This window comes from Emticicia sp., assembly GCF_043780375.1.
Classification (GTDB): Bacteria; Bacteroidota; Bacteroidia; order Cytophagales; family Spirosomataceae; genus Emticicia.
The window spans coordinates 1-24,161 of the sequence record NZ_JAYWCU010000001.1 but is presented as its reverse complement, the minus strand read 5'-3'; the positions used below and the strand labels follow the sequence as shown (position 1 = coordinate 24,161).

Here is a 24,161-nt window from a genome sequence, read left to right as displayed (position 1 = left end):
TTTGTTATAATAATCCCAAGCATTTTTGATTATTTCGGGCTTTAAAAGCATATCTAAAAGCGTCAAAGCCTCAACTTTTGCCCCAGCCGTACAGCCTTTGTGAGCAATTGGCGTTGCCATCGTAATGGCATTTGCCCAATGATGCCCTGGCATTCCGGGCATATTTGAGGGGTAACGTAAAACGACTGTTGGTAACGACCAAGATATATCAGCAATATCATCTGAGCCACCTTGACGAACAATGTTTGGTGAATAAACAGGCTCGCTCATGGTGTCTAATTTTATAGATAAACCCTCAGTTTTTGAAGATTTCAACTCTTTTTGACTTGCTTTTGCTAACATTTGGTCTTCTTCTGACCATTGTGGTAAACCTACTCGCTTAATGTTGTTATACATCGTTTCGGCAATTGGCTTATTAAAATGTCCCGGCCAAGCACTACCCAAAATCTCATAAGTAAACTTAGTATCGGTCATCATAGCAGCACCCTCGGCTATTTTTACGCCCGCTTCAAACAATTTTTTGATTTTTGGGTAAGTACGCTCACGGAAATAATACCAAACCGTTGCTTTTGAAGGTACAACGTTTGGTTGGTCGCCACCATCTGAAATTACATAGTGCGAGCGTTGCGTAGTTTCTAAATGTTCACGCTTAAAATTCCAACCAATATCCATCAATTCTACGGCATCTAAAGCACTTCTTCCCAACCATGGAGCTCCCGCTGCATGAGCAGCTGCTCCTTCAAAATGAAATTTCACTGAAACCAAACCATTATTTCCAGCATCGCCCCATGATACGCCCAAATTATCGGCCACGTGCGTAAAAATACAAGCATCAACATCTTTGAAATAACCATCACGCACGTAAATAGCTTTTGCTCCCACCTGCTCTTCGGCAACACCTGGCCAAAGCATCAATGTTCCTTGAATCTTCTCACGTTCCATAATTTCTTTCAAAGCAAGCACGGCAGTAATATTTAGTGCTTGACCAGAATTATGCCCTTCGCCGTGCCCAGGAGCACCTTCTACGATTGGCTCTTTATAAGCAACTCCAGGTTTTTGAGAGGCTTTCGGAATACAGTCAATGTCGCTACCGATAGCAATCACTGGTTTTCCCGAACCCCATTTAGCAATCCACGCCGTAGGCATTCCTGCTACGCCACGCTCAACTTTAAAACCATTTTTTTCGAGCAAATTAGTAATGTATTTTGAAGTTTCGTATTCTTGAAACCCCAATTCGCCAAAGCTGAAAATTTGGTCATTTACTTCTTGTGTAAATTTTTGCCGGTCGTCAATTTTCTTGATAACTTCCTGTTTCAACAATTCCAGTTTGTCGGGAACAGGAGCAACAACGACTTTTTTCTTTTGAGAAAAAGCCAAATTACCGACAATCAACATTGAAGTAATGAAGATGTAAGTTTTTGTCATGATTTTAGTTTAGTTTAGGAATTTTTGAAGAACACATTCTATTGACTTTTTTTACTTTGGAAATTTACTTTTATCAAGTCCTGGAATTATTTTTAGAGCATTTTTATAATAAACTTTTTTCAAAACTTCGTCTGAAAGTCCCATGCCATACATACGCCAGTAAGCATGGTATTTTTTGTGGTATGGAAAATATTCGTCTTCGCTTTCCAAAACTCTAAAGTAAGTTTGGTATTCGTCAGGAACCCAAGAGTCTTTTCCAAACAAAATACGGTCTTGGCGTTTTTCAAAAAACTTCTTTGCCATGCGTGGCTGACGACCCAATTCGGCAATAACTGCTCCAATTTCGGCATACATATTGGGGAAAGCATCCATTAAACTGTCTAATTTTGCCAAATCATTTGGATACCAACCCATGTGAGCATTAATGAAAGTAGTTTTTGGGTGTTTTCTAAACACATTGTGCTGCTGTTCGATGAGTTGCTCCCACGAATAATCTTTTCCTGCCGAAGCATCACGCTTGCGTCCGGGATGAGTTTTGAGTTCGAGCCAACGTTCGTTTTGAGCATTGAGTGGGTTCCAAAAAGAAGCTGGGTCGGCAGTATGAATCAAAACAGGAATACCCAATTCGCCTGCTTTTGCCCAAATAGGGTCGATGCGTGCATCATCAACAGCAACTAATTTACCATTATCTTTTACACTAAAGCCAAGACTTTTATAAATTTTCAAACCTTTCGCTCCACGAAGTTTTACGTCTTCTTCGAGCATTTTTACGGCTTTTTTCGTCCAGTCTGGCTCATTTATTTTCGAGAAATCAATGTTCGTAAAAATAGCGAAGCGAGTCGGATAATTAGCTTTCACGGCATCAATCATACCTACAATTCCAGCCGTACTTTTGGCTTCATCTTGGTTGAAACCTCTCCCGCTCAGATTACACATCAAGCCCATGTTCATTTTGTCCATTTCGGTGGTAAGCTTGGTCAAATCTTCTTTACTTTTCATTTCCCATTGGTGGTTGTGAACATCAATAAACGGAAATTTGGCTTTTGTGATTGGTTTTCCAGGAACAACGAGAGTAGATTTTGGTTCGTATTCTTCAAATGTTACAGCACCAGCATTATCGCCAATCTTGATTTGTTGAGCCTGTAAATGGTTGATAGTCAATAAGATACTAACTATTAGCGTAAGTTTTTTCATTAACAATAGTAGGTTTTTAGAATGTTTCCTGCAATTTAATGAAAAAGCAATAATTTTGTATGAAGAGTGTTTATATTTCGACAATAACCATAAAATTGGCGATGAAAAGGAAAATATCAGACTTTTGTTATAGACTTTATTATTTATAGATTAACGTCACAGCATGAGCTTCCAGACCTTCCATTCTGCCAACAAAACCCATTTCTTCCGTGGTGGTTGCTTTGATAGAAATACAGTTTTCGGGTAAACCTGTTACGCTCGCGATTGCTTTTATCATTTCGGGAATATATTTGCCGATTTTAGGTTCTTGCAAACAAACAGTCGAGTCGATATTTCCGATTTTATAACCTTCTTTTTCGAGCATTTCTACTACTATTTTCAATAAAACTTTGCTATCTATGCCTTTCCAGCGTGGGTCAGTATTTTTGAAATGCAAGCCAATATCGCCCATTGCTGCAGCTCCCAAAAGTGCATCGCATATTGCGTGGAGTAATACGTCGGCATCAGAATGCCCTACCGAACCCACTGTATGCGGAATTTTTACGCCACCTAACCATAAATCATATCCTTCGCCTAATTGATGTACGTCGTATCCTTGACCAATTCTTATATTCATAAATAAAATTTCGTTTGGGCAAAAGTAGCTATTTTCGATTAAAACTTTTGCTTTCAGAAAGATGTTTTAACTTTGCGACAAATAATTTTTTTCATAAATGCGTTCTGATGATTAATTACCAACATTTTACTTTAGAAAACGGCTTAGAAGTTTACGTTCACGAAGACCACACCACACCAATGGCGGCTGTCAATATTCTCTATAATGTGGGTTCGCGTGATGAAGAGGAGAACAAAACAGGTTTTGCTCACCTTTTTGAGCATTTAATGTTTGGTGGTTCAAAAAATATTCCAGCTTATGATGAACCCCTCCAAAAAGTAGGCGGTGAAAACAATGCTTTTACTTCGCCCGATATTACCAATTATTATATTACACTTCCGTCTGAAAATGTTGAAACTGCTTTTTGGCTGGAATCTGACCGAATGATGAGCCTTTCGTTCGACCCAAAAGTGCTTGAAGTGCAGAGAAAAGTTGTAATTGAAGAGTTTAAGCAACGTTATTTGAACCAACCTTATGGCGATGTTTGGCTGAAACTTCGGCCGCTGATTTATGATAAACATCCTTATCGTTGGGCAACGATTGGAAAAGAAATTAGCCATATTGAAGAGGCTACAATGGATGATGTGAAGGGTTTTTTCTATAAATATTATTTGCCAAATAATGCTATTTTGGTTGTTGCAGGAGATATAACTGTGCCACAAATTAAAGATTTATGTCAAAAATGGTTTGAGCCAATTCCCGCAGGAGAAAAATATATTAGGAATATTCCACAAGAAATGCCTCAAATACAAGCAAAATTCTTAGAAATTTCGGCAAAAGTACCTTTAAATGCTATTTATAAAGCCTACCATACACCTAAGCGTTTTGATGAGCAATTTTATAATGTTGATTTGTTGAGTGACATTTTAGGTCGAGGGAAATCTTCACGCCTTTACTCAAAATTAGTTAAGGAAAAACAATTGTTCAATAATGTAGCAGGTTATGTAACAGCTTCGCTCGACCCAGGTTTATTAATTATTCAAGGAAATTTAAATGAAGGTGTATCGCTCGAAGATGCTAATTTGGCGATTGAAGAGTTGGTCGCTGACTTAGCCAATATTCCATTATCAGAGAATGAATTACAGAAAGTAAAAAACCAAACAGAGTCAACTTTGGCTTTTGCAGAGGTTGAATTACTCAGTCGTGCCATGAATTTGGCATTTGCGGCAAATGCTGGAAATGTTGATTGGTGCAACCACGACGCCGAACGAATTGCTGCAGTTACACCCAAAACTCTTCAAACAATGGCAAAACAAATTTTAAGAAAAGAAAATTGTTCAACAATGTATTATAGAGCGAGCGGCGAATCCAGTTCTGAAAATTAATGATTTAATGACCTTTTTAGATATTATAGTTAATAATTAGATTAGATTTTCAAGCAAAAACATTATTTTCATTGCATATTTCAGAAAAGGTAATGAAGATTGTTTGAGGCTTTGACTATTATTATTGATGTTCAAATCAAGCAAAATTTTGTTTTTTGGGTCAATTTGAGCTGATTCTATTGCTTTGTCAAACGTGTAGGTTTTAGTATGGTCTTTGCCATTCCATGCAAGAATTTCGGTTTTTCCATCTGCAAATTTTACTAAGATTTCAGTTGGTAATATCATATCGCCTAATTGTTTCACTGTAAATTCGCTTTTATTTCCATTATTTTTTATTGGTTTTACAGCAAAATCGCAAACAGAAGCTTTGTAAAGAACTTGTTCAAAATACCAATTCATGTTAATTTCGAGCTTGTTTCCTAAGCGTTTGGGCGTAATTTCATTGACAATATTGATAAAATCCTGCACACAAGGATGTTTATAACGCCAACGAATAAAGTACGTTTGCATAATTTCATCCATCACAGTTCTACCAAGCATATTTTCCAAGGTTTTTAGCCAAGTAGCAGTTTTGGTATAAGTTAAAACACCATAAGTTCCTTTAGGATATTTCCATGAATACCTAAAAATCTCTGAAATCTTTGGATTATCCATGCCAACATAACTCATGCGTGAAGATTCCATATCGCTCATTTTGAAGCCAAATATATTGAATAGAGAGCCTTTTCCATAAGTTTCGTCCATGATTCTGCCTTCGTAATATTGGTTGAAACCTTCATCTAAAAACGATTCTTCAAACTCATTTGATGCCAGCATTCCTTGAAAATACTGATGGCCAAACTCATGAATCGTTACCACTTCAGGAAGCCTCATGCCGTTTGGCAATCCCCAAATAGTTTCGCCACAAGTAATAAAAGTAGGATATTCCATGCCCGACGAACCCGAACCAGCCAAAGGTGGGTCGACCAAAGTCAGAACAGAATGAGGATATTTACCTAAATTTTTATCGAAATAGTTTAAAGCAATAATGGCAGATTGAAAATATCGTTCGGTCGAACCCGAATGTTCGGGCTGCATTACAGCTTTTATTTTCACATGCTTCCATTGGCGTTCGCTTACCACAAATTTGGGCGAAACCGTCCACGCAAAATCATGTACATCGCTGGCATGATAAGTGGTGGTTTTGGTATTATCTTGATTAATTTTTTCATTTTTAAAAATGCCAGTGGCTGCCAAAACATAGTTTTTCGGAACGGTCATATTTACCCGATAATTGCCAAAATCGGCATAAAATTCGCTATTTGCGTGAAATTGATGGCAATTCCAAGCTCCCTTGGTGGCATACCGCATACCTGCCGATTCGTAAACACCGATTTTAGGAAACCATTGACCAACCAAAAAATAATCATCGGCAAAGCCAGTTCGAGCAAATATTTGAGGCAATTTTGCCTTGAAATTGATGTTGAGTGTTATACTTTCGTTAGGTTTAAGAGGCTTGCTCAATGGCACCCTAATAACCGTTTTATCTTTGTCATTGAGGTCATCGGGCTGAATAAACTGTATTTTATTGGTCAAATTTTCTCCGCCAAGCACTTGCATCGAAAGAATAGAAATTGAACCCCAATTTTCTTTGGCATTTTTATCAATTTTATTTCCTCTTAGTTGCCCACCCGATTCCTTCATAAAAGTAGAGTTTTCATCTTTGAAAGCATTCAGATACAAATGAAATTGAAGTTCAGAAATTTCATCGGTTGAAGTGTTTTTCCAGACAAGCGTTTCTTTTCCGTCAAGCGTTTTTTTTGTTGCATCCAATTTTACCGAAATATCATAATTGGCAATTCGGTTGCTTAAAGGCGGTTTTTGAGCGTTTATTTGGAGGAAAGCAAAGATTAGAAGGAAAAGAGAGGTGTAATTTTTCATTTTTATCGGACGATTTTCCTGCAATTTATGAATTCATTCTAAAATTAATGACCTTTGTTAAAAACAAAAAAATATGTTTCTTCACAAAACCAATTTCTTGATACGGGCATTGTACCCAAATTTTGTTTGGCGAAAACCTACGCAAGAAAAAATCATTTACCTAACTTTTGATGATGGCCCAATTCCAGAAATTACAGAATTTGTGCTTGAAACTTTAGCTGCTTACAATGCCAAAGCCACATTTTTTTGCATTGGAAATAACATTCAAAAGAACCCTGATGTTTTTCAAAAAGTAATCAACGATGGTCATGGCATCGGAAATCATACTTTTAATCATCTAAAAGGCTGGACAACAGACGATAAAGTTTATTTCGACAATATTGAACAATGCAAAGATGAGATGGTGAGCAGAGGAGTGTACACAAGCCTCTTTCGTCCGCCTTATGGACGTATTAAGCGTAGCCAAGCAAATGTGGTTTTTCCTGATTATCAAATAATTATGTGGGATGTGCTTAGTGGAGATTTTTCTTTAAAGCTATCTCCAAAAACCGTTTTAGAAAAAACCTTAAAACATACAGAAGCAGGTTCGATTGTGCTTTTTCATGATAGTATTAAGGCAAATAAAAATATGTTATACGCATTACCAAAGTTTTTGGAACACTTTTCGGAGAAAGGATTTAGGTTTGAAATGCTATAAATCCACTATATTCTTCCAAAAAAACCAACAATCTTTTTAAATTTACACGAAAAATTAATCATCAAACTAAAACTAATGAAACGTACTTTACTGTTTTTGTGCTTGACCAATGTTGTTGTTTTTGCTCAGAAGAAAGATTTTGACGAAAAAGAATTAAAGTCAGGCAAAGCCCCAAAAAATTTTACTCAACCATTGCCTACTTTTGGTCGTTGGATTGACGATGAAAAGATTGTTGTTACGCAAAAAGCATCTCCCGAAGCCGACATGAAACCTGTAGTGCTGGAATTGGCAAGTGGTAAAATTACTGATGCAACGCCTGATATTATTAATCCAAAAAATGCTCCTACAAAATCGGTTATTAGTAAAAATGGTGACCTTTTATTGAAAAATGGTAGTATAGAAACGCAACTAACAAACGATAAAGGAGAGGAGAAAAATGCTACATTTTCGCCCGATAGTAGTTACATTGCTTATACTAAAGACAATAATCTTTATACTTATAGTTTCAAAACCAAAAAAGAAATTCAACTCACAAAAGATGGTACAAAGACAATTTTGAATGGTTATGCTACTTGGGTTTATTGGGAAGAAATCTTCGGACGACCAACTCGTTTTAAGGCATTTTGGTGGAGTCCCGATAGTAAATCGTTGGCTTATATGCGTTTTGATGAATCAAAAACTCCCATGTTTCCACTGTATAGCAGCGAAGGACAGCATGGTTTTATTGAAGAAACTCGTTATCCGAAAAGTGGCGATCCAAATCCAGAAGCAAAATTGGGCTTTGTTTTGCCAGGCGGTGGATCAACAACCTGGGTAGATTTCAATATGAAAGAAGAGCATTATTTGGGTTGGCCAGAATGGTTGCCTGATGGAAGTGGTTTGATGGTTCAATGGGTAAATCGTGGCAACGATAGCTTAAAAATGTACAATGTTTCACCCAAAAATGGTAGCAAAAAAGAAGTTTATGCCGAAACTCAAAAATCTTGGATTGGCATTGACGAAGCCGACGAACGCCTAACTATTATGGATGGCGGCAAAGAAATGATGATTATTAGTGATAAAACTGGCTGGAAACAGTTGTATATGTATGGCATTGACGGGACGTTTAAGAATAATATCACCGAAGGGGAATTTACAGTAAAATCGGTAGAAGGCATTGATCAAAAAAATCGTGTCGTTTATTTTTATGCTCGTGGCATCGAAAATACTGCTCGTTTTGACCTTTATCGGGTAGGTTTCGATGGGAAAGGTATGAAACGCCTTACATTTGGAGAATTTAACCATAAACAAATTCAGACTTCTCCCAATCTGAAATATTTTATCACGACCTATTCAAATATCAATACGCCTCCTCAAATGGCGGTTATTGACAATACTGGAAACATTATTCGTGAATTAGGCTCGGCAAAAGGCACTGAAATGGATAATTATAATTTGGCTAAAACTGAACTTCTCCGAGTAAAAAGCGATGATGGACTATTTGATTTGCCCATGACAATTGTTTACCCTCAAAATATGGTAGCAGGAAAAAAATACCCTGTTTTGATTAGCATTTACGGCGGTCCAGATGCAGGAACAGTATATGACCAATGGGCATGGAGTACACGCAGCCAATGGTATGCCAAAGAAGGAATTATTCAGGTAGCACTCGACCACCGTGCCAGCGGGCATTTCGGAAAAGAAGGCGTAGCTTATATGCACCGAAATTTAGGCTATTGGGAAATGAAAGATTATAAAACAATGGTTAAGTCATTGATAGATAAGGGAATAGCTGACCCAACGAAGATTTGTATCACAGGATTTAGTTATGGTGGATACATGAGCTGTTATGCTTTGACTTACGGAAGTGATGTATTTACGCACGGAATGGCAGGTGGAAGTGTAACCGATTGGGGGCTTTATGACAGTGCCTATACCGAAAGATACATGGATACGCCCGCCGAAAATCCTGATGGATACAAGAGTGGAAGTGTAATGACTCACATTGATAAATACAAAGGAATGCTACAGATTGTACATGGCACAATGGACGATAATGTACATCTACAAAACAGTATTCAGTTGATTAGCAAGTTAGAAGATGCCAAGAAAAACTTTGAATTTATGCTTTACCCAAATGGTCGACATGGCTGGGGCGGAGCAAAAGGTCTGCATTTCGATAATCTAAAAACGCAGTTTATTTACAAACATTTATTAGAAAAATCAGTTCCTGAAGGATTGCTTAAATAAGTATGAGGTATGATATATGAGGTGATTTTTTTTAAAATATCATACTTCATATATCATACCTAAAAACTTACTCCCAAACAACCAAGTCTTTTTTATCGTACCAACCATCTAATTTTGGAGTGAATTCTTTTTCAATAATATTACGTTTTATTTTTAATGTCGGGGTCATTTTATTGTTATCTACCGTCCATGGTTCACGTAAAATTATAATTCGTTGCACCCGCTCATAAGATTTTAAGCGAGGATTTACATCTTTCAATGTTTCTTCTAAACTTTCTTTAACTACTTGTTTATCAGTTGCTTTACCTAAATCAGACAGTACAATTAGGGCAATAGGTTGAGGCAAATGATTTCCAACCACACATATTTGTTCGATGAAATTATTGTCAGCAAAGCCAAACTCAATTTGTGCGGGAGCAACGTATTCGCCCTTCGATGTTTTATACATTTCTTTTACTCGACCCGTGATTTTTAAGTAATTTTCGGAGTCAAGCTCGCCCACATCACCTGTATGAATCCAATTTTCTGCATCAATGGTTTCGGCAGTTAAGGCTGGTTCTTTATAATATCCCACCATGTTCCATTTCGAGCGAGTCAGAATTTCACCATTTTCAGGAGTAATTTTTACTTCCATGCCTGGGTATAATTTGCCAACTGTACCATCTTTGATATTATCTTTAGGCATCATGCAAACAGCCCCCAAATTTTCAGTCATGCCATAAGCCTCCTGAATATCAATATTTAATTTTCTGAACCACTTAATCAAAGTTGCAGGCATGGGAGCCGCCCCTGTTAAAATCACCACAGCTTTATCTAAACCTAATCCTTTGCGTATTTTGTTCTTAACAATGCCACTTAAAATGGGTATTTTTAGGAATAAATTGAGTTTCTTTTCTGTCATTTTTGCTAAAATTCCCAACTGAAACTTTGTCCAGATACGTGGAACTGCCAAAAAATGTGTAGGTCGAGCTTCTGCCAAATTTTTTGCAAAACTTTCCAAAGTTTCGGCAAAATATATTGTTCCTCCGATGGTAACTCCTGCCGCTTCAATAATATTTCGCTCGGCAATATGGCAAAGTGGCAAATAAGAAAAGAAACGAGGATTTGGATAATCAAGTTTGGCAATATCACGGGTTTGATAGATGCCGTTTGACATGGCACCGTATTTTAACATAACACCTTTCGGATTTCCAGTTGTGCCTGATGTATAGATTATTGTAAATAAATCATCAAGACTTGGACAATAATTGGTAGCCAATGGAGCATGATTATCCAATATTTGCTCCCATTGCTCATGCTGAGGGTCAGGATTATAGGTAGGGAACGAAATACACTTTATTTTTTTAGGAATACCCGATTTCATTCCTTGCCAATCATCTAATTTCCCAACAAAAAGTACTTCGCAACCACTATGAGTAAGCACCTGATTTATTTGGTCGGCGGTTAGCGTAGCATAAAAAGGGCAAGAAACATGCCCCGACATCATAATAGCAAAATCGGCAATGAGCCATTCGGCACAGTTTTTAGAGACCAAACCTATATTGCTTTTGGGAGGCAAATTAAGTGATTTTAAGTAGGAAGCCATGCTTCGCACCTGTTTCCCAGTTTCTTTCCACGTAAAATCACGGAAAGTATCACCAAAAGGTTGGCGTAAGTAAATTTTATCGGGCGTAGTTTTTTCCCAATGGTAAAAATAGTCCAATAGGGATTTATCGGGTGAGATTTTCATAAATATTAACAGGTTTTATTGCGTTAACTTTAAATAGATGATATTGTTGGCAAATTTGCACAAAAGAATGAAAAAATTAAATATTTTTAAGGAAATTAATAATATTATTATCATTGTACTTTTTCAAACTTAGCTGCTTTATGAAGGCTTAGGTGTTTATAATAAATGGTAAGATTTGCCGAAAAATTAAAACGTATATACTATTTTTGAGAAATTAAACTATTTTTAAAATGAACATTGTCTGGAAAATAATAAAGTTTGCTTTAATATTTATTGTGTTATTAGGCGTTGGAGTTTCCGTTGTTTATTGGAAAAATGATATTCCATTAGAAATTTTAATTAGAAAATACGCCAATTTAGAGTCGAAATTTGTGCAAATTGACGGAATGTCGGTACATTATAGAGACGAAGGCAACCAAAATGATACAATTCCCGTAATTCTAATACATGGCACTGGGGCAAGTTTGCATACTTGGGAAGGTTGGGTACGTGAACTAAAACCTGAACACCGAGTTATACGTTTAGATTTACCAGCTTATGGACTACCGGGTCCAAACCCAACGGGTGATTATTCGCAAGATTTCTATGCAGAATTTATTAATCATTTTTTGACTGAACTCCGTATAAAGAAGTGTATTTTGGGTGGAAATTCGTTGGGTGGAGCTATTACTTGGGTCTATGCTTTGAAATATCCTGAAAAAGTAAAAAAAATGATTTTGGTTGATGCAGGAGGCTATCCGATGCAGTCAAAGTCAGTTCCAATTGCTTTTCAAATAGCAAGAATTCCAGTTATTAAAAATCTTTTTAAGTACGTAACTCCACGTTCAATAGTCGAGAAAAGTGTAATGAATGTTTATGCTCAGAAAGAAAAGGTTACGCCCGAATTGATTGATAGATATTTTGAACTTTCGCTTCGTACAGGAAATCGAGAAGCATTTCTGAATAGAATTAATCAGAATATTTTAACCGATAACTATTTGAAAATCAAAACATTGCAAATGCCAACGCTCATTATCTGGGGTGATAAAGATTTACTAATCCCACTTGATGTTGCCGAAAAATTTCACCGTGATTTACCGAATGATACTTTGGTGGTCTTTAAAAATTTAGGACATACGCCAATGGAAGAAAATACCCACGAAACAGTTGCAGTAGTGAAAGAGTTTTTGAAGAAATGAAAATTATTGTATGAAAAAACTATTTATAATATCCTTACTATCAATACTTTATAGCGTTATAGTTTTTGCTCAAACGATTCCCGAACCAGTGCCAAGTTTAGATAAATCTGAAAATTTATTCGACCATGAGCTGCAATTTAAGGAATGGCTCGCTCGGCAACCCAAAGAAACGAAGGGTTGGAAATGGATGGCTCGTTATGAAAATGATTTATTAAGAAGAGTTGACGAAGAAGGAAAAATGCCTTCAAATGAAGTATTACTAAATGCCAATAAAGAGGTTGAAAAACTTCGGCAAACGGCTATTAACGCTCGTGTGAAAGCCCCTGATTGGTCACCAGCAGGGCCTTATGGCGATAGTAACTTATTTGGTATCGGACGAGTAAATTGCATAGCTTTTCATCCAAAAGATAGCCTCACTTTTTATTTAGGTTTTGGACAAGGTGGAATTTGGAAAACCACCAATGGGGGTAATTCTTATGTGCCTATCGGCGATAATTTACCTATTTTGAGAGTCAGTGGTATAACCCTCGACCCCAATAATTCAGAGATAATTTACGCTTCGTTGGCAGATTTTGCCTACATTGGCTATGACCTTTATACAGCCGACCGCAAACGGAATACTTATTATGGAATTGGTGTTTGGAAAAGTATCGACGGTGGTAAAGTTTGGAAACAAACAGGACTAAAAAATCAACTTTCGGAAGGTATCAATTCTATTACACGTACGGTTTGGGTAAACCCAAAAAACTCGAAAGAAGTGCTTGTAGTAGGTGTAAAAGGTGTTTTTAAATCATTTGATGGGGGAGATACATGGTCAGTTAAAGTATTAGACAAAATGACTTCGGCATTGGTGCAGCATCCAACCAACTCTAATATTTTGTTTGCATCGGCAGTTTATGTGGCCACTACCAAGCAAGGTGAAGCAGGACTTTGGAAGTCGGAAGATGCAGGAAATACGTGGAGACTTGTTCCAACGGGTATTAGTCCTACTGTTGTTCAACGTATAGAAGTAGCCATTTCACTTTCAAATCCTACTATTATTTATGCGGTTACTTGCGATGCCAATAATGGATTTGAAGGGTTTTATCGAAGTTTAGATAGTGGTGAAACTTGGCAAAAATCAGCTTTTAAAGGCAATTTACTTTCAACGGCTTACACTGCTTCGGGCGGACAAGGCTTTTATGATTTATGTATTTTGGTTCACCCAACTAAGCCCCAAACTGTTTATGTTGGAGGGCTGATTTTGAATGAAACCATTGACGGAGGAAATTCATGGAAACAAGCAACAGGTTATACAACGATTCACCCCGACCAGCACGCCTTTGCTTATAATCCATTGAACAAAACAATTTATTTGTGTAACGATGGAGGTGTTTATGCTACCAAAGAGATAATTGCTAATATTAACCAAAACCTCTCTTGGAAATTTGTAGCCAAGGGTATTAATGCTACGTCTTGCTATCGTTTGGGCGTTTCAGAAGATGGTAAAAGAGTTATTACTGGAGCTCAAGACAATAATATGTTTTTGACTGAAATAGGCAAAAATTGGACAAATGAGTTTGGAGGTGATGGCATGGAAGGTGCTTTAATCAATAATTATATTTATGGTTCGTCGCAATATGGCTATATTGCTTTTTTTGACAAAAATGACTCAAGAAAGCAAGAAAAGCAGGTTTTTCCCCCAGCATCAAATACAGATACAGGTGAATGGACAACGCCTTTTGTAATCAATAAAGAAAAAAATCAGGTAATTATTGCGGGCGGAAATGTATTTAAGGGAACTGTCGGGCAGGACCGAAATTCGTTTGCACCAATTTCTAATTTCAAGATTTTTGGTACAACCAAATATCCTCAAGTTTCGAGTGCTTTAGCTGTACCAAAAGGTAATTCTGATATTATTTATATCGCCAAAAAGAATACACCATTATCAAAGCTGCCCGCCGATTTGTGGCGTACAAGCAATAATGGGGAGTTTTGGGAAAACATCACCAATAATATTTATAAAGAGTCATACATTACATACTTGACTGTTGATGACAATTTTCCTGACCGTGTATGGGCAACTTTAAGCAATTTTGTGGTGGGAGAAAAAGTTTACTATTCGAGCAACGGAGGCAAAAACTGGGAGAATATTAGTTATAATTTGCCAAATGTTCCCGCCAATTGTATTGTTTATCAGTCTGACGAAGACTCTGATATTCTGTATGTAGGTATGGACATTGGCGTTTATTATTTGGTCATTGGCACACAAGAATGGAAGCCTTTGGTAGGAAATTTACCCAACGTAATCGTGCATGAATTGGAAATCAATCAGACTACAAAAAAGTTGTATGCAGCAACTTTTGGACGTGGTGTTTGGGTAAGTGATTTACTGACCGATGTAACGCCACAGAGTGCCGATTTTTATGGTATGAAAGTGAGCCTTTATCCGAACGCAAACAATGGAAATTTTACGATAAAAGCAGATTATAGTGAAGTAGAAACGATACAAATTATTGATATCATGGGCAGGATTCGACATGAAGAAAGCCTGCAACCAAAAGCCCTCAAATTTGGTAAGAAATTTAATATAATAGGCTTACCATCAGGTCTTTACTTTGTGAAACTGATGAATGGAGCGTCGACTAAAGTAGTAAAAATGGTAGTGGAATAATCGTATGCATGAAACAAAAATTTAATAATTATTCCGTAGCGAAGCACCGTGTCGTTATAGCTTATAAAATAATAAAAAGAGTTATAAGTATTGTACTTAACTGAAACCTTGTGTTTAAATCTAAAATTGGAATTATATTGTTTGCCAATTTATTGCATAAAAATAGTGTTTGGCATTGATATTGTATATTAGTTTGAAACTATTCAAAACTATCATACAATGCAAGAATCAATCCTAATTCCGACAGAATACATTGAACAAGTACTCGAAAAAACATCAGGCGTACGTCCAAATCTTCAAGACGAATTATCGTATTTACGAACCTCACTCGCTTACCTAAGAGACGGTATGAATGTGGAACAAGCTACCGATTTAGCTACGATGGACTACTTAATGGCGAGCTATAATTAAGACACTTTCAAAAAAAATTAAGAACAGGCTTATGTAGAGGAAATAATAAACCAATTATTAGACATCCTTTTATCTAAAATCACTGTTCTATTATTTTTTACCAATCGGAAGGAAGATATGCCATCCGATTGATAATTTTATTACCCAATAAAAAGTTGGTACATACGTTTACAAAAGCTCTTTTCGTTTCAAAATTGACTCAAATAACTTCATGTCATGTTCACTATTGAAAATGTTAAAAGGAAAACGTAAAAACTGTCCTTTACCGATGATTAGCAAAAATGCATCCGCCATTTTTTCGGCCGATTGAATGCTTTCCCACTTCATTACTCCACCTTCTTTCTGGTTTATTTTTACCAAAATTTTGCTGCTATCAATTTCGTACATAAACTTATCGAACATCTGCTTGTTTTGTTCCATTTGTGAAGCAGCGTAGAATTGTGCGTACCAAAATAATACGTACAAGCCACCACCAACAACCGATAATACTGGAATCCACCAGTTTTTGTATGTACCCGTAAAGTGAAGAACTAAGCCTAACAAAAATATTCCAGCTGGAATTAACAACCATTTCCAGCCAGTTTTTAAATGTCGTTTAAAAGAAATGCTTACGTACTGTTTTTTGTCTAATGCAAATTTTTTGGTCTTAACTATCATTTTGTTTTTTTGTCATTAAATGTTCAATCGAGGTTTTATAACCACCAATTGACTAATCATTTTGTAATCTGAGCACAAAAATAGAAAAAGGCTCTGATAATCTCAGAGCCTTTTCTATAATTTTAAATTTTGATTGATAAATATCTTTATATTATCATAATTACGATTGCATTTTTTGCATAAAATTCAATCATCCTTCTCTAAACTGAATCGTCTCAATAACATATTTGTTGGCATCGGAACGTTTCACTAAGATATATACTAAAAAATCTTTATTTCGACTGCGGTAAGTACCTACGCTATATCGAAGGTTGGCATTTGAAGCTCCTTGATAAACGTATTGAAAAGCCAATGGGGGATTTTTCTGAAAAAAAGACTTAAAAATCTGTTCAGCTTGTTGAGACGAAATTTTTTGAAAATTAATCTTCTCTGAATCTATCACTAATTCAATATTTTGATTGAGGCAACTTGCTAACATTTGTGGATTTCCAGCTCGAAACGACATCCTGATTCGGTCGGCAAGTTCGTTATCTTCTCCACGCCTTTTAGTGTCACTTACATGAGGTCTTGTAGCATTTGTTAGAAGTACAAAAATGATTGCAGACATTAAGTATTTCATCGACTTCATAATGTTTAAGTTTTGAGTATCTTTGTTAGTTTTATGGTTGTAATAGCCATTAACACAAATTATGCCAAAAAACCATCAAACAGATACGATCTTTGTTTTTGGAATTAAAAAGAAAGAACGTTTTGTTTCGGGAATCTAATTTTAATATAAACTTGTTTTTATAGCCCAAAGCCAGTTGTTAAAAGCCCTAATCTATGTCTAATCAATTATTAAATCAAACAGAAACACTACAAAAAATTCGTCGAATAGCTTATCAAATCTACGAACAAAACTTTGACGAATCGTCACTTATTATTGCTGGAATCAATGGTGAGGGTTATCATTTCGCCGAAATATTAGTCAAAGAATTAAAGCAAATCTCTGCTTTAGAGGTACATATTGCCAAGCTAAGTTTCGATAAGCAAGCCACTGAGCAACCCGATATAAAGATTGAAAGTGAAGTTAATACTTTTCATAACAAAAACATCGTTTTATGTGATGATGTTTTAAATACTGGTAAAACTTTGGCATTCAGTTTACGTCCGTTTTTGGGTATTCCATTAAAAAAAATACAAGTTGCAGTTGTTGTCGACAGAAATCATCCTCGATATCCAGTCGCAGCAGATTATGTTGGCTATTCACTTTCAACAACGCTTAATGAACATATTCAGGTTATTTTGGGTGATAGTGAAAAAACAGGAGTTTATTTATATTAGGAAAGTGTTTAGTTTATTAGAAAAAATTGTAGTAGAGACGTATTATACACGTTTTTTTTGTAGATAAAAATGAATAATAAAAAATGTATAAAATATTGATAGTAAAGATGTTAATGGGTTTTGTTGCAACATTTTTGTTGTATAGTTGTAGCAAAACAACCGAAGAGTATTCTCCTAAGCCACGAGGTTTTAACCGTATTGATTTACCTACACCTCAATACCAAAACCTTTCCGAAGAGCATCCTTATTCGTTTGAATATTCAAAATATGCCATCGTACAACGGGATACATTTCGTAATGCCGAGCCTCATTGGATAATTATTTATTATCCAAAACTCAATTCTCGAATTCAGTTTACTTATAAGCCAGTCAATAATGACCCTGTTCGTTTGCAAAACATGATGGCAGATGCTGCAAAACTGGCATTTCACCACGATAAAAAAGCCTATTCGATTACCGATAAGCTCTTACAAACAAAAGATGGAAAAAGAGCTGTAATTTTTGAATTGGAAGGAGAAGTGCCAAGTCCATATCAATTTTTTATAACTGATAGCACCAAACATTATTTGCGAGGAGCAGTTTATTTGATGACCGCTACTGAAAACGATTCACTTCGCCCCATCATTGACTACATGAAAGTAGATTGCCGCCATATTTTAGAGACTTTGAAGTGGAAGAAATAGTTTTAATGTATGTAAGTGAAAGCTATTAAACGACACTTATTTTTCATATTTCTCTCGATTTTCGATAGTAAGCTTTGGAGTAATTCCAACACCTCTATAAAGTCCTTTCTGTCCCCAAAAAAGCCTTTGTGTTAGCAACATTCATTCGGGAAGTAGCTTGGTTTGTTCGTTGGTATTTGCTAAATCTAACAAAAGGCTATCGGCTTGTGTACTCTGAGCATAAGTTGAAAATGTTAGTATGCAGCAGGTGAAGAGTAAATATTTTTTTACCATAAAACAGTTTTTAAGATTCCGTCGAAGGTAGTTTCTGTGGGCAACATTCCGTAACATAAAGAAAGCCAATAAAATCGGCTTCCTTTATTATTGAAACACATACCCCTAACAATAAATCATTATATTAAAGTTACGTAATAAATAAACTTTTGGTTTTAGAATAGCTTAAGAAATTCTAATTTCAGTATTTCTTAAGCCGATATTTTCAATGAATTTCCACTGTTTATGCTTTCGGCTTTGTAAACTTTCAAGGCAGTTGTTGCAGGTGACTTCTGTACTTTGCCATCGGTTGTGAACTCCGAACCATGATTTGGACATTTGAAGTCATTGGCTGTTGGTCTAAAATCAATGGTTGTGCCTTGATGTGTACACACTTTCGATAAAGCCACAAAAGTACCTTTGGCATTGGCAATGATAATATCGGCTACGTAAGTAAACTCACCTTCAGTTTTTAACTTTTTGAAATCTGGGTGCAACAAATCAATCGTAAAATCAATAGAGCCTGTGGTCATGCCTGTTATTCCAGAATTAGCTGCTGGTGGTGTAACAACTGGTGGTGTAATAGGTGTTGGTGGTGTAGTTGGTGCTGGCATAGGGTCATCGCTTGCCGATGTACAAGCTGTCATAGTTGTGCCAAGACAATAAAACGACATCAAAGCAGCACTGCTCATACCCAATTGTCGTAGAAATTGCCCTCTGCTTAATTGTGTTTGTTCCATAGTTAAGATTAATTTATGTATTTAAAACTTTCTTTCTATGAATAATTACGAGAATTAGCTAATGATGGTTGCGTTTAAGTATAAAAAACAAGTAGATGTTTGGTAGATAGTTATAATTGAAGAATGTTTTCAAGGCTTAACTTGCTGGTTATTAGGTAATTAGTAAAGATATTGACTATCGTTTGTTTAAATATTTTTTGGCTTCTGCGGTAGTTGAATTATATTCAGCATAATCTAAACATTTATTATAAAGTTCTTCTGCTCGTTTGCTATTGCCCGCACGGTGGGCGATTCGTGCTAAACCAGCATAAGCTATGGCATAATAGTCGGAGGTGTACCGGTCGGAGGGTTGAATTTTCAATACGATATTATATAAATCGTAGGCTTGCTTATCGTTTTTCTTTGCTTTTTCAGCAATTTGCCCTTCAAATAAATTACCAGCTAATATATATTCTTTTTCATTGGTTTTTTTAAGTGTTTGAATGAATGGGATTGCATCATCATATTTTCCATTCATAATTAAACTCTCAGCATGTCGCATGGTATAAAGTAAATTATTGGGGTATTTTTCATGCAACCAAGTAGAATAGACCAATGCTTTTGGATAATTCGATTCATATTTTAGATTCACACTCGTTAAATAATAAGCTGCTTCAATGCGAGAAAACACCGATTTTTGTACCGCTTGTTCTAATTGTTGCAGACCTAATTTTCTGTTTCCATCTTCCAGAAAAAGCATAATTGGTTTAACAATAGGGTGGGTCTCTGGGTATTGAATTCTATAAAAATTATATAGTCCAGATGTAAAGAGAAATTCAGGATTTCTTTCTGTCCATTTTCTGCCATCTTTCAGGTATCCATACGCCTTACGAGCTTCGTTGGCAGCTTTTACTTGTTCTTTTTTGTCGTTAAGTACAAGGGCAATATAACCATGAGAAGCCACTAAGAAAAAAGTGCCTTCGGCTCTTCGGGAAGGGTCATTGAGCAACGGTTCTGCTAATACCTGACATTTTTCGAGTAATAAAATATATTGATTTAATATTTTAGAATTTTGTTCAACAGGTAAACTTTGCCATTGAACTTGCAAGGCACTCAATAGTGGAGTAACAGGATGCTTAGGGTATTTAGCTTTGACTTTCTGAAAAAAACCATCAGCCTCTTTAAATTCGTAGTTGTAAAGCTTATCTAATCCCTTAATAATAAGCTGTTTAGATTCATTGTCACTTAATAATTGAGCAAAAGTTGTAGAAGAAAGTACGAGGAAAATTATTAAAAAAAATAGCCGCTTCATGTATTTTAAAGTAGATGTATTTTACTAACGAAAATTATGCAAAAAAAGCCTTCCAAAGGGAAGGCTTTTTTTGTTATGCTTCGTAACTTACTAATATTGTGTAGTTTACGATTAATACTTGTGTGCTTGTAAGTAACTCATTACTGCATCACGGTTACGAAGATTTACACCTTCTGACTGCATATTCAATACATTTGATTTCTCAATTGTAACATAAGAGAAAACAAGGTCGGTTTGTGGAGCATAAACGTAAACGTTGCTTGTAGTTGTGTAACCCAAGTAATTAAGTGTCAGTTTACCAGTTGAGAATGCATAATCCACATCTTCAACAGCAGTAAGGCGTGGCAAAGAGCGAAACTCAGTTCCTACTTTTACCCAAGCCTGCACATAAGTACTTGCTTTAATGTTGGCATCTTTTACTTCAAAAGCTCCTGCTTTAGAAGTCGTTCCAGTACCGATACCAGCAACATCTACTGTTTTCCAATCAGCAACTTTTACTGTTACTTCGCTACCTTTAACGTTGGCATTGCCATTAGCACCATTAGCACCAGCAGCACCTGTAGCTCCTACTGCACCAGTAGTACCCATTGCACCTGCCGGACCCGTTGTACCTGTTGGACCCGCAGCACCTTGTGCACCAGTTGCACCAGCTGGACCAACAGGGCCTTGGTCTCCTTTACATGACCATAAAGCAACCGATAATGTTAGTGTTACCACTGAAAGAACTCTATAAAATTTGTTCATGATTTGATGGGTTTTGATTTTTTGGCTTCAGTTACGTAGCAATATTATTGAAATTTGTTCAACTTTGCAAACGCTAATATCGCTTTATTTATTTTACGGCAAAAATTTTTTCAAGAAAAAATAAACTACAATTTCAATAAGATGTAATTTTAGCTAAAAAAAGGTCAAAATTAGTCAGTTTTGTGCCAAAAACCTCACATTATCAAATCATCAAATTTGTTTATTCCAATTTTATGCAAAATTTAGATTGCCTCAACCAAGTTGCCGAATTTCACAGAACTTTCAAACATCCGATTTTAGATACACCTCAAATCCCATCAAAACAACGAAGCGATTTACGTGTCTCGCTCATTGCCGAAGAATTAAGAGAATTACAAGAAGCTATCGAAAATAACGACATAGTAGAGGTTGCTGATGCCTTGGCCGATATACAATATGTATTGTCAGGAGCGATATTGGAATTTGGTTTAGGTGAAAAATTCAGAGAACTTTTTGATGAAGTTCAACGCTCAAATATGAGTAAAGCCTGCCATAGCGTTGAAGAAGCAGAAGATACCGTAAAATATTACGCTGCCGAAAAAGCAACAGTAGCTTATTATAAAGAAATAGATGGCAAATTTTTGGTCTATCGTAAAGAAGACAACAAGACCCTAAAAAACATCTATTATTCACCCGCTGATTTGAAGAGTATTTTAAACACCCAGCACTCCTAACCGACCCATTGGATTGTCGCTAAAGGGGATAAATGATTACTGAAAATTAAGAAGAACTTTATGAGCAACAATATTATAAACTCTCCTTTAGGAGCTGGGGCAGCAGAGTATTTCCTCCGCTATGTTTTGATAGATACCCAATCTGACCCAAATGCAAGCTCAAACCCTTCGACTGAAAAGCAGAAGGATTTGAGTCGAATTTTAGTAAAACAATTATTAGAAATGGGCATTTACGATGCTCATCTTGACGAATGGGGCTATGTTTATGCTACAATTCCGAGTAATTCAACGAAAAAAGTACCAACTATTTGTTTTTGTTCGCACATAGATACTTCGCCCGATTGCAGTGGGGCAGGAGTAAAGCCGCTTGTGCATTTCAATTGGGATGGCTCTGATATTGTTTTGCCCGATGATACGACTCAAATTATAAAAATTTCAGAGCATCCTGATTTACAAAATCAGATAGGAAATGATATTATAACTGCCAGTGGAACAACTCTTTTAGGGGCTGATAATAAAGCAGGTGTTGCCGAAATAATGGCTGCCGCAAATTATTTAATGCAAAACCCTGATATTAAGCATGGCACAATAAAAATTCTCTTTACACCAGACGAAGAAGTTGGAAGAGGGACAGAAAAAGTAGATTTGAAGAAATTGGCTGCTGATTTTGCTTATACAATGGACGGAGAAAGTCTTGGTACGCTCGAAGACGAAACTTTTTCGGCAGATGCGGTAACTTTGACGATTCATGGGGTGAGTACGCACCCAGGTTTTGCCAAAGGAAAACTCGAAAATGCCTTGAAAATTGCCGGTGATATTTTGTCAGCATTACCAAAAGACAGCCTTTCGCCCGAAACCACCGAAAATATGGAAGGATTTATTCATCCGACCCAAATTTCAGGAATTCAGGAATCCGTTAAACTTGATTTTATCATTAGAGATTTTACCGTTGCTGGACTTCACGAAAAAGAAAGTTTCTTGCAAAATATTGTTAATCAGGTACTTACACATTACCCGAACTCAAGTGTAGATTTCAAAGTAATTGAGCAGTACCGTAACATGAAAGAAATTTTGGTCAGTTACCCTCAAGTAGTTGATTATGCGTTGGAAGCTATCAAAAGAGCAGGTTTAACGCCCGAAAGACGCAGTATTCGTGGCGGAACGGATGGTTCGCGTTTGTCGTTTATGGGTTTGCCTTGTCCAAATATTTTTGCTGGCGAACACGCTTTTCATTCAAAATTAGAATGGGTTTCGGTGCAAGACATGGAAAAAGCAACCGAAGTAATTATCAACTTAGTGCAGATTTGGGAAGAAAATGCAGACTAAAATTATAGAAAAATGTCAATCGTAGAAAATATACAATACATTGAAAATCAAGTAGTTAGCAAAGGCGTAACGCTGATTGCTGTTTCAAAAACTAAGCCTGTTGAAATGCTCATGGAAGCCTATAATGCTGGTTTTAAGCGTTTTGGCGAAAATTATGTGCAAGAATTAGTCGAGAAATATGAGGCAATGCCGAAAGACATTGAATGGCATTTTATCGGACATTTACAATCGAATAAAGTAAAATATATTGCTCCTTTTGTGAGTTTGATTCACTCGGTTGATAGTTTTAAATTATTGCAAGAAATCAATAAACAAGCAGCCAAAAATAACCGAGTGATTGACTGTTTACTACAAATTTATATTGCCGAAGAAGATACCAAAAGCGGTATGACCGAAGAAGAATGTTTTGAAATTCTTCAACCAGAAACTTTAAAAAACCTGTCAAATGTAAGAATTGTAGGGTTAATGGGAATGACAACCCTCACCGACGACGAAACCCAAATAAGAAAAGAGTTTGGGAAGTTAAAAGACTTTAGTGAAAAACTCAGAATTCAGAACTCAGAACTAAATTCTCTCTCCATGGGCATGAGTGGAGATTATGAAATTGCTATTGAAGAAGGGAGTAATATGATTAGAGTGGGAAGTAAGATTTTTGGTGGTCGAATTTATAATAAATAGTTGATTTGAGTGTTTTTTATTTATTCTTGGATTTTAAGCAAATTTGTTAAAATTTGTATTTACTAAGTAAATTAAACTCCAACATTTACTTAATTAATGATAAATATCTTAATATCGTGAATTTTTAATAACATCATTAATTAAGCTGAGTTCATACTTTTAAAAGTTGGAACAAATTGCTCTTTTATTACTTATAATTCCTATGCAAAATCGCTTTTGGTACAATACATCTCTAATTTTAATAATGCGAGTTTCGGGTTTAACTAACTGATAATCAATGATTTACGAATAAAAACACAGGATGTCATCAAAAGTAGTAATTTTGTAATTGCACAAAA

General features: G+C 36.1%; 22 protein-coding genes. 11 read left to right on the top strand and 11 right to left on the bottom strand.

The features are described 5' to 3' along the window. The 3 genes from ACH2CJ_RS00110 to ispF form a co-directional block, all read right to left on the bottom strand. Positions 1-1,425, bottom strand: a 1,425-nt coding sequence (locus ACH2CJ_RS00110) for an amidohydrolase (protein WP_394990002.1), incomplete at its 3' end; no start/stop codon positions are given. A gap of 51 nt (positions 1,426-1,476) precedes the next feature. Further along, the gene (locus tag ACH2CJ_RS00105; protein WP_394990000.1) at positions 1,477-2,619 is read right to left on the bottom strand and encodes an amidohydrolase family protein; all 1,143 of its coding nucleotides are present in this window, start codon (positions 2,617-2,619) and stop codon (positions 1,477-1,479) included. A gap of 139 nt (positions 2,620-2,758) precedes the next feature. Continuing rightward, positions 2,759-3,235, bottom strand: a complete 477-nt coding sequence (gene ispF / locus ACH2CJ_RS00100) for a 2-C-methyl-D-erythritol 2,4-cyclodiphosphate synthase (RefSeq protein WP_394989998.1) — start codon at positions 3,233-3,235, stop codon at positions 2,759-2,761. A gap of 107 nt (positions 3,236-3,342) precedes the next feature. Between ispF and ACH2CJ_RS00095 the strand changes: the two genes are divergently transcribed. Beyond that, positions 3,343-4,599, top strand: coding sequence for a M16 family metallopeptidase (locus ACH2CJ_RS00095; protein ID WP_394989996.1), 1,257 nt, complete (start codon positions 3,343-3,345; stop codon positions 4,597-4,599). Between the two features lie 36 nt (positions 4,600-4,635). Here ACH2CJ_RS00095 and ACH2CJ_RS00090 read toward each other — a convergent pair whose 3' ends face one another. Next, complete coding sequence (locus ACH2CJ_RS00090) at positions 4,636-6,519, bottom strand: M1 family metallopeptidase (protein WP_394989995.1); 1,884 nt, start codon at positions 6,517-6,519, stop codon at positions 4,636-4,638. Between the two features lie 73 nt (positions 6,520-6,592). Here ACH2CJ_RS00090 and ACH2CJ_RS00085 point away from each other — a divergent pair, with 73 nt between their 5' ends. Together ACH2CJ_RS00085 and ACH2CJ_RS00080 are read left to right on the top strand one after the other, a co-directional pair. Next, on the top strand, positions 6,593-7,216 hold the full coding sequence (locus tag ACH2CJ_RS00085) for a polysaccharide deacetylase family protein (protein ID WP_394989994.1): 624 nt from the start codon (positions 6,593-6,595) through the stop codon (positions 7,214-7,216). A 75-nt stretch (positions 7,217-7,291) separates the two neighbouring features. Then, positions 7,292-9,445, top strand: coding sequence for a DPP IV N-terminal domain-containing protein (locus tag ACH2CJ_RS00080; RefSeq protein WP_394989992.1), 2,154 nt, complete (start codon positions 7,292-7,294; stop codon positions 9,443-9,445). 67 nt (positions 9,446-9,512) lie between these two features. Here the strand turns inward: ACH2CJ_RS00080 and ACH2CJ_RS00075 are convergent, their stop codons facing one another. Further along, the gene (locus ACH2CJ_RS00075; RefSeq protein WP_394989991.1) at positions 9,513-11,174 is read right to left on the bottom strand and encodes an AMP-binding protein; all 1,662 of its coding nucleotides are present in this window, start codon (positions 11,172-11,174) and stop codon (positions 9,513-9,515) included. 230 nt (positions 11,175-11,404) lie between these two features. Here ACH2CJ_RS00075 and ACH2CJ_RS00070 point away from each other — a divergent pair, with 230 nt between their 5' ends. The 3 genes from ACH2CJ_RS00070 to ACH2CJ_RS00060 all read left to right on the top strand — a co-directional run bounded on the left by ACH2CJ_RS00070 (position 11,405) and on the right by ACH2CJ_RS00060 (position 15,416). Beyond that, positions 11,405-12,352, top strand: coding sequence for an alpha/beta fold hydrolase (locus ACH2CJ_RS00070; protein WP_394989989.1), 948 nt, complete (start codon positions 11,405-11,407; stop codon positions 12,350-12,352). Between the two features lie 10 nt (positions 12,353-12,362). Beyond that, positions 12,363-15,005, top strand: a complete 2,643-nt coding sequence (locus ACH2CJ_RS00065) for a T9SS type A sorting domain-containing protein (protein ID WP_394989988.1) — start codon at positions 12,363-12,365, stop codon at positions 15,003-15,005. A gap of 219 nt (positions 15,006-15,224) precedes the next feature. Then, positions 15,225-15,416, top strand: coding sequence for a hypothetical protein (locus tag ACH2CJ_RS00060; RefSeq protein WP_394989986.1), 192 nt, complete (start codon positions 15,225-15,227; stop codon positions 15,414-15,416). Positions 15,417-15,584: 168 nt separating this feature from the next. Here ACH2CJ_RS00060 and ACH2CJ_RS00055 read toward each other — a convergent pair whose 3' ends face one another. Both ACH2CJ_RS00055 and ACH2CJ_RS00050 read right to left on the bottom strand, forming a co-directional pair. Continuing rightward, positions 15,585-16,073 (bottom strand): YcxB family protein, encoded by a 489-nt coding sequence (locus tag ACH2CJ_RS00055; protein WP_394989984.1) that lies wholly within the window; start codon positions 16,071-16,073, stop codon positions 15,585-15,587. A gap of 190 nt (positions 16,074-16,263) precedes the next feature. Further along, positions 16,264-16,680 carry a DUF4783 domain-containing protein gene (locus tag ACH2CJ_RS00050; protein WP_394989983.1) on the bottom strand — a complete coding sequence of 139 codons (417 nt, stop codon included), beginning with the start codon at positions 16,678-16,680 and terminating at the stop codon, positions 16,264-16,266. Positions 16,681-16,895: 215 nt separating this feature from the next. Between ACH2CJ_RS00050 and ACH2CJ_RS00045 the strand changes: the two genes are divergently transcribed. Beyond that, entirely contained in the window at positions 16,896-17,396 is a 501-nt protein-coding gene (locus ACH2CJ_RS00045; protein ID WP_394989982.1) for a phosphoribosyltransferase family protein, read from the top strand. Positions 17,397-17,479: 83 nt separating this feature from the next. Further along, complete coding sequence (gene gldD / locus ACH2CJ_RS00040; protein WP_394989980.1) at positions 17,480-18,079, top strand: gliding motility lipoprotein GldD; 600 nt, start codon at positions 17,480-17,482, stop codon at positions 18,077-18,079. Between the two features lie 141 nt (positions 18,080-18,220). Here gldD and ACH2CJ_RS00035 read toward each other — a convergent pair whose 3' ends face one another. The 4 genes from ACH2CJ_RS00035 to ACH2CJ_RS00020 form a co-directional block, all read right to left on the bottom strand. Then, positions 18,221-18,352 (bottom strand): hypothetical protein, encoded by a 132-nt coding sequence (locus ACH2CJ_RS00035; RefSeq protein WP_394989978.1) that lies wholly within the window; start codon positions 18,350-18,352, stop codon positions 18,221-18,223. Positions 18,353-18,543: 191 nt separating this feature from the next. Continuing rightward, the gene (locus tag ACH2CJ_RS00030) at positions 18,544-19,071 is read right to left on the bottom strand and encodes a ubiquinol-cytochrome c reductase iron-sulfur subunit (protein WP_394989977.1); all 528 of its coding nucleotides are present in this window, start codon (positions 19,069-19,071) and stop codon (positions 18,544-18,546) included. 175 nt (positions 19,072-19,246) lie between these two features. Continuing rightward, complete coding sequence (locus ACH2CJ_RS00025; RefSeq protein ID WP_394989975.1) at positions 19,247-20,362, bottom strand: tetratricopeptide repeat protein; 1,116 nt, start codon at positions 20,360-20,362, stop codon at positions 19,247-19,249. 111 nt (positions 20,363-20,473) lie between these two features. Further along, positions 20,474-21,106 carry a hypothetical protein gene (locus tag ACH2CJ_RS00020; protein ID WP_394989973.1) on the bottom strand — a complete coding sequence of 211 codons (633 nt, stop codon included), beginning with the start codon at positions 21,104-21,106 and terminating at the stop codon, positions 20,474-20,476. Between the two features lie 233 nt (positions 21,107-21,339). Between ACH2CJ_RS00020 and ACH2CJ_RS00015 the strand changes: the two genes are divergently transcribed. The 3 genes from ACH2CJ_RS00015 to ACH2CJ_RS00005 are packed head-to-tail and all read left to right on the top strand — an operon-like array spanning position 21,340 to position 23,823. After that, on the top strand, positions 21,340-21,819 hold the full coding sequence (locus ACH2CJ_RS00015; RefSeq protein ID WP_394989971.1) for a hypothetical protein: 480 nt from the start codon (positions 21,340-21,342) through the stop codon (positions 21,817-21,819). A gap of 60 nt (positions 21,820-21,879) precedes the next feature. After that, positions 21,880-23,145: a peptidase T gene (gene pepT, locus ACH2CJ_RS00010; protein WP_394989969.1), complete on the top strand. Its 1,266-nt coding sequence runs from the start codon at positions 21,880-21,882 to the stop codon at positions 23,143-23,145. A gap of 12 nt (positions 23,146-23,157) precedes the next feature. After that, on the top strand, positions 23,158-23,823 hold the full coding sequence (locus ACH2CJ_RS00005) for a YggS family pyridoxal phosphate-dependent enzyme (protein WP_394989968.1): 666 nt from the start codon (positions 23,158-23,160) through the stop codon (positions 23,821-23,823). The last annotated feature ends 338 nt before the right edge of the window (positions 23,824-24,161 follow it).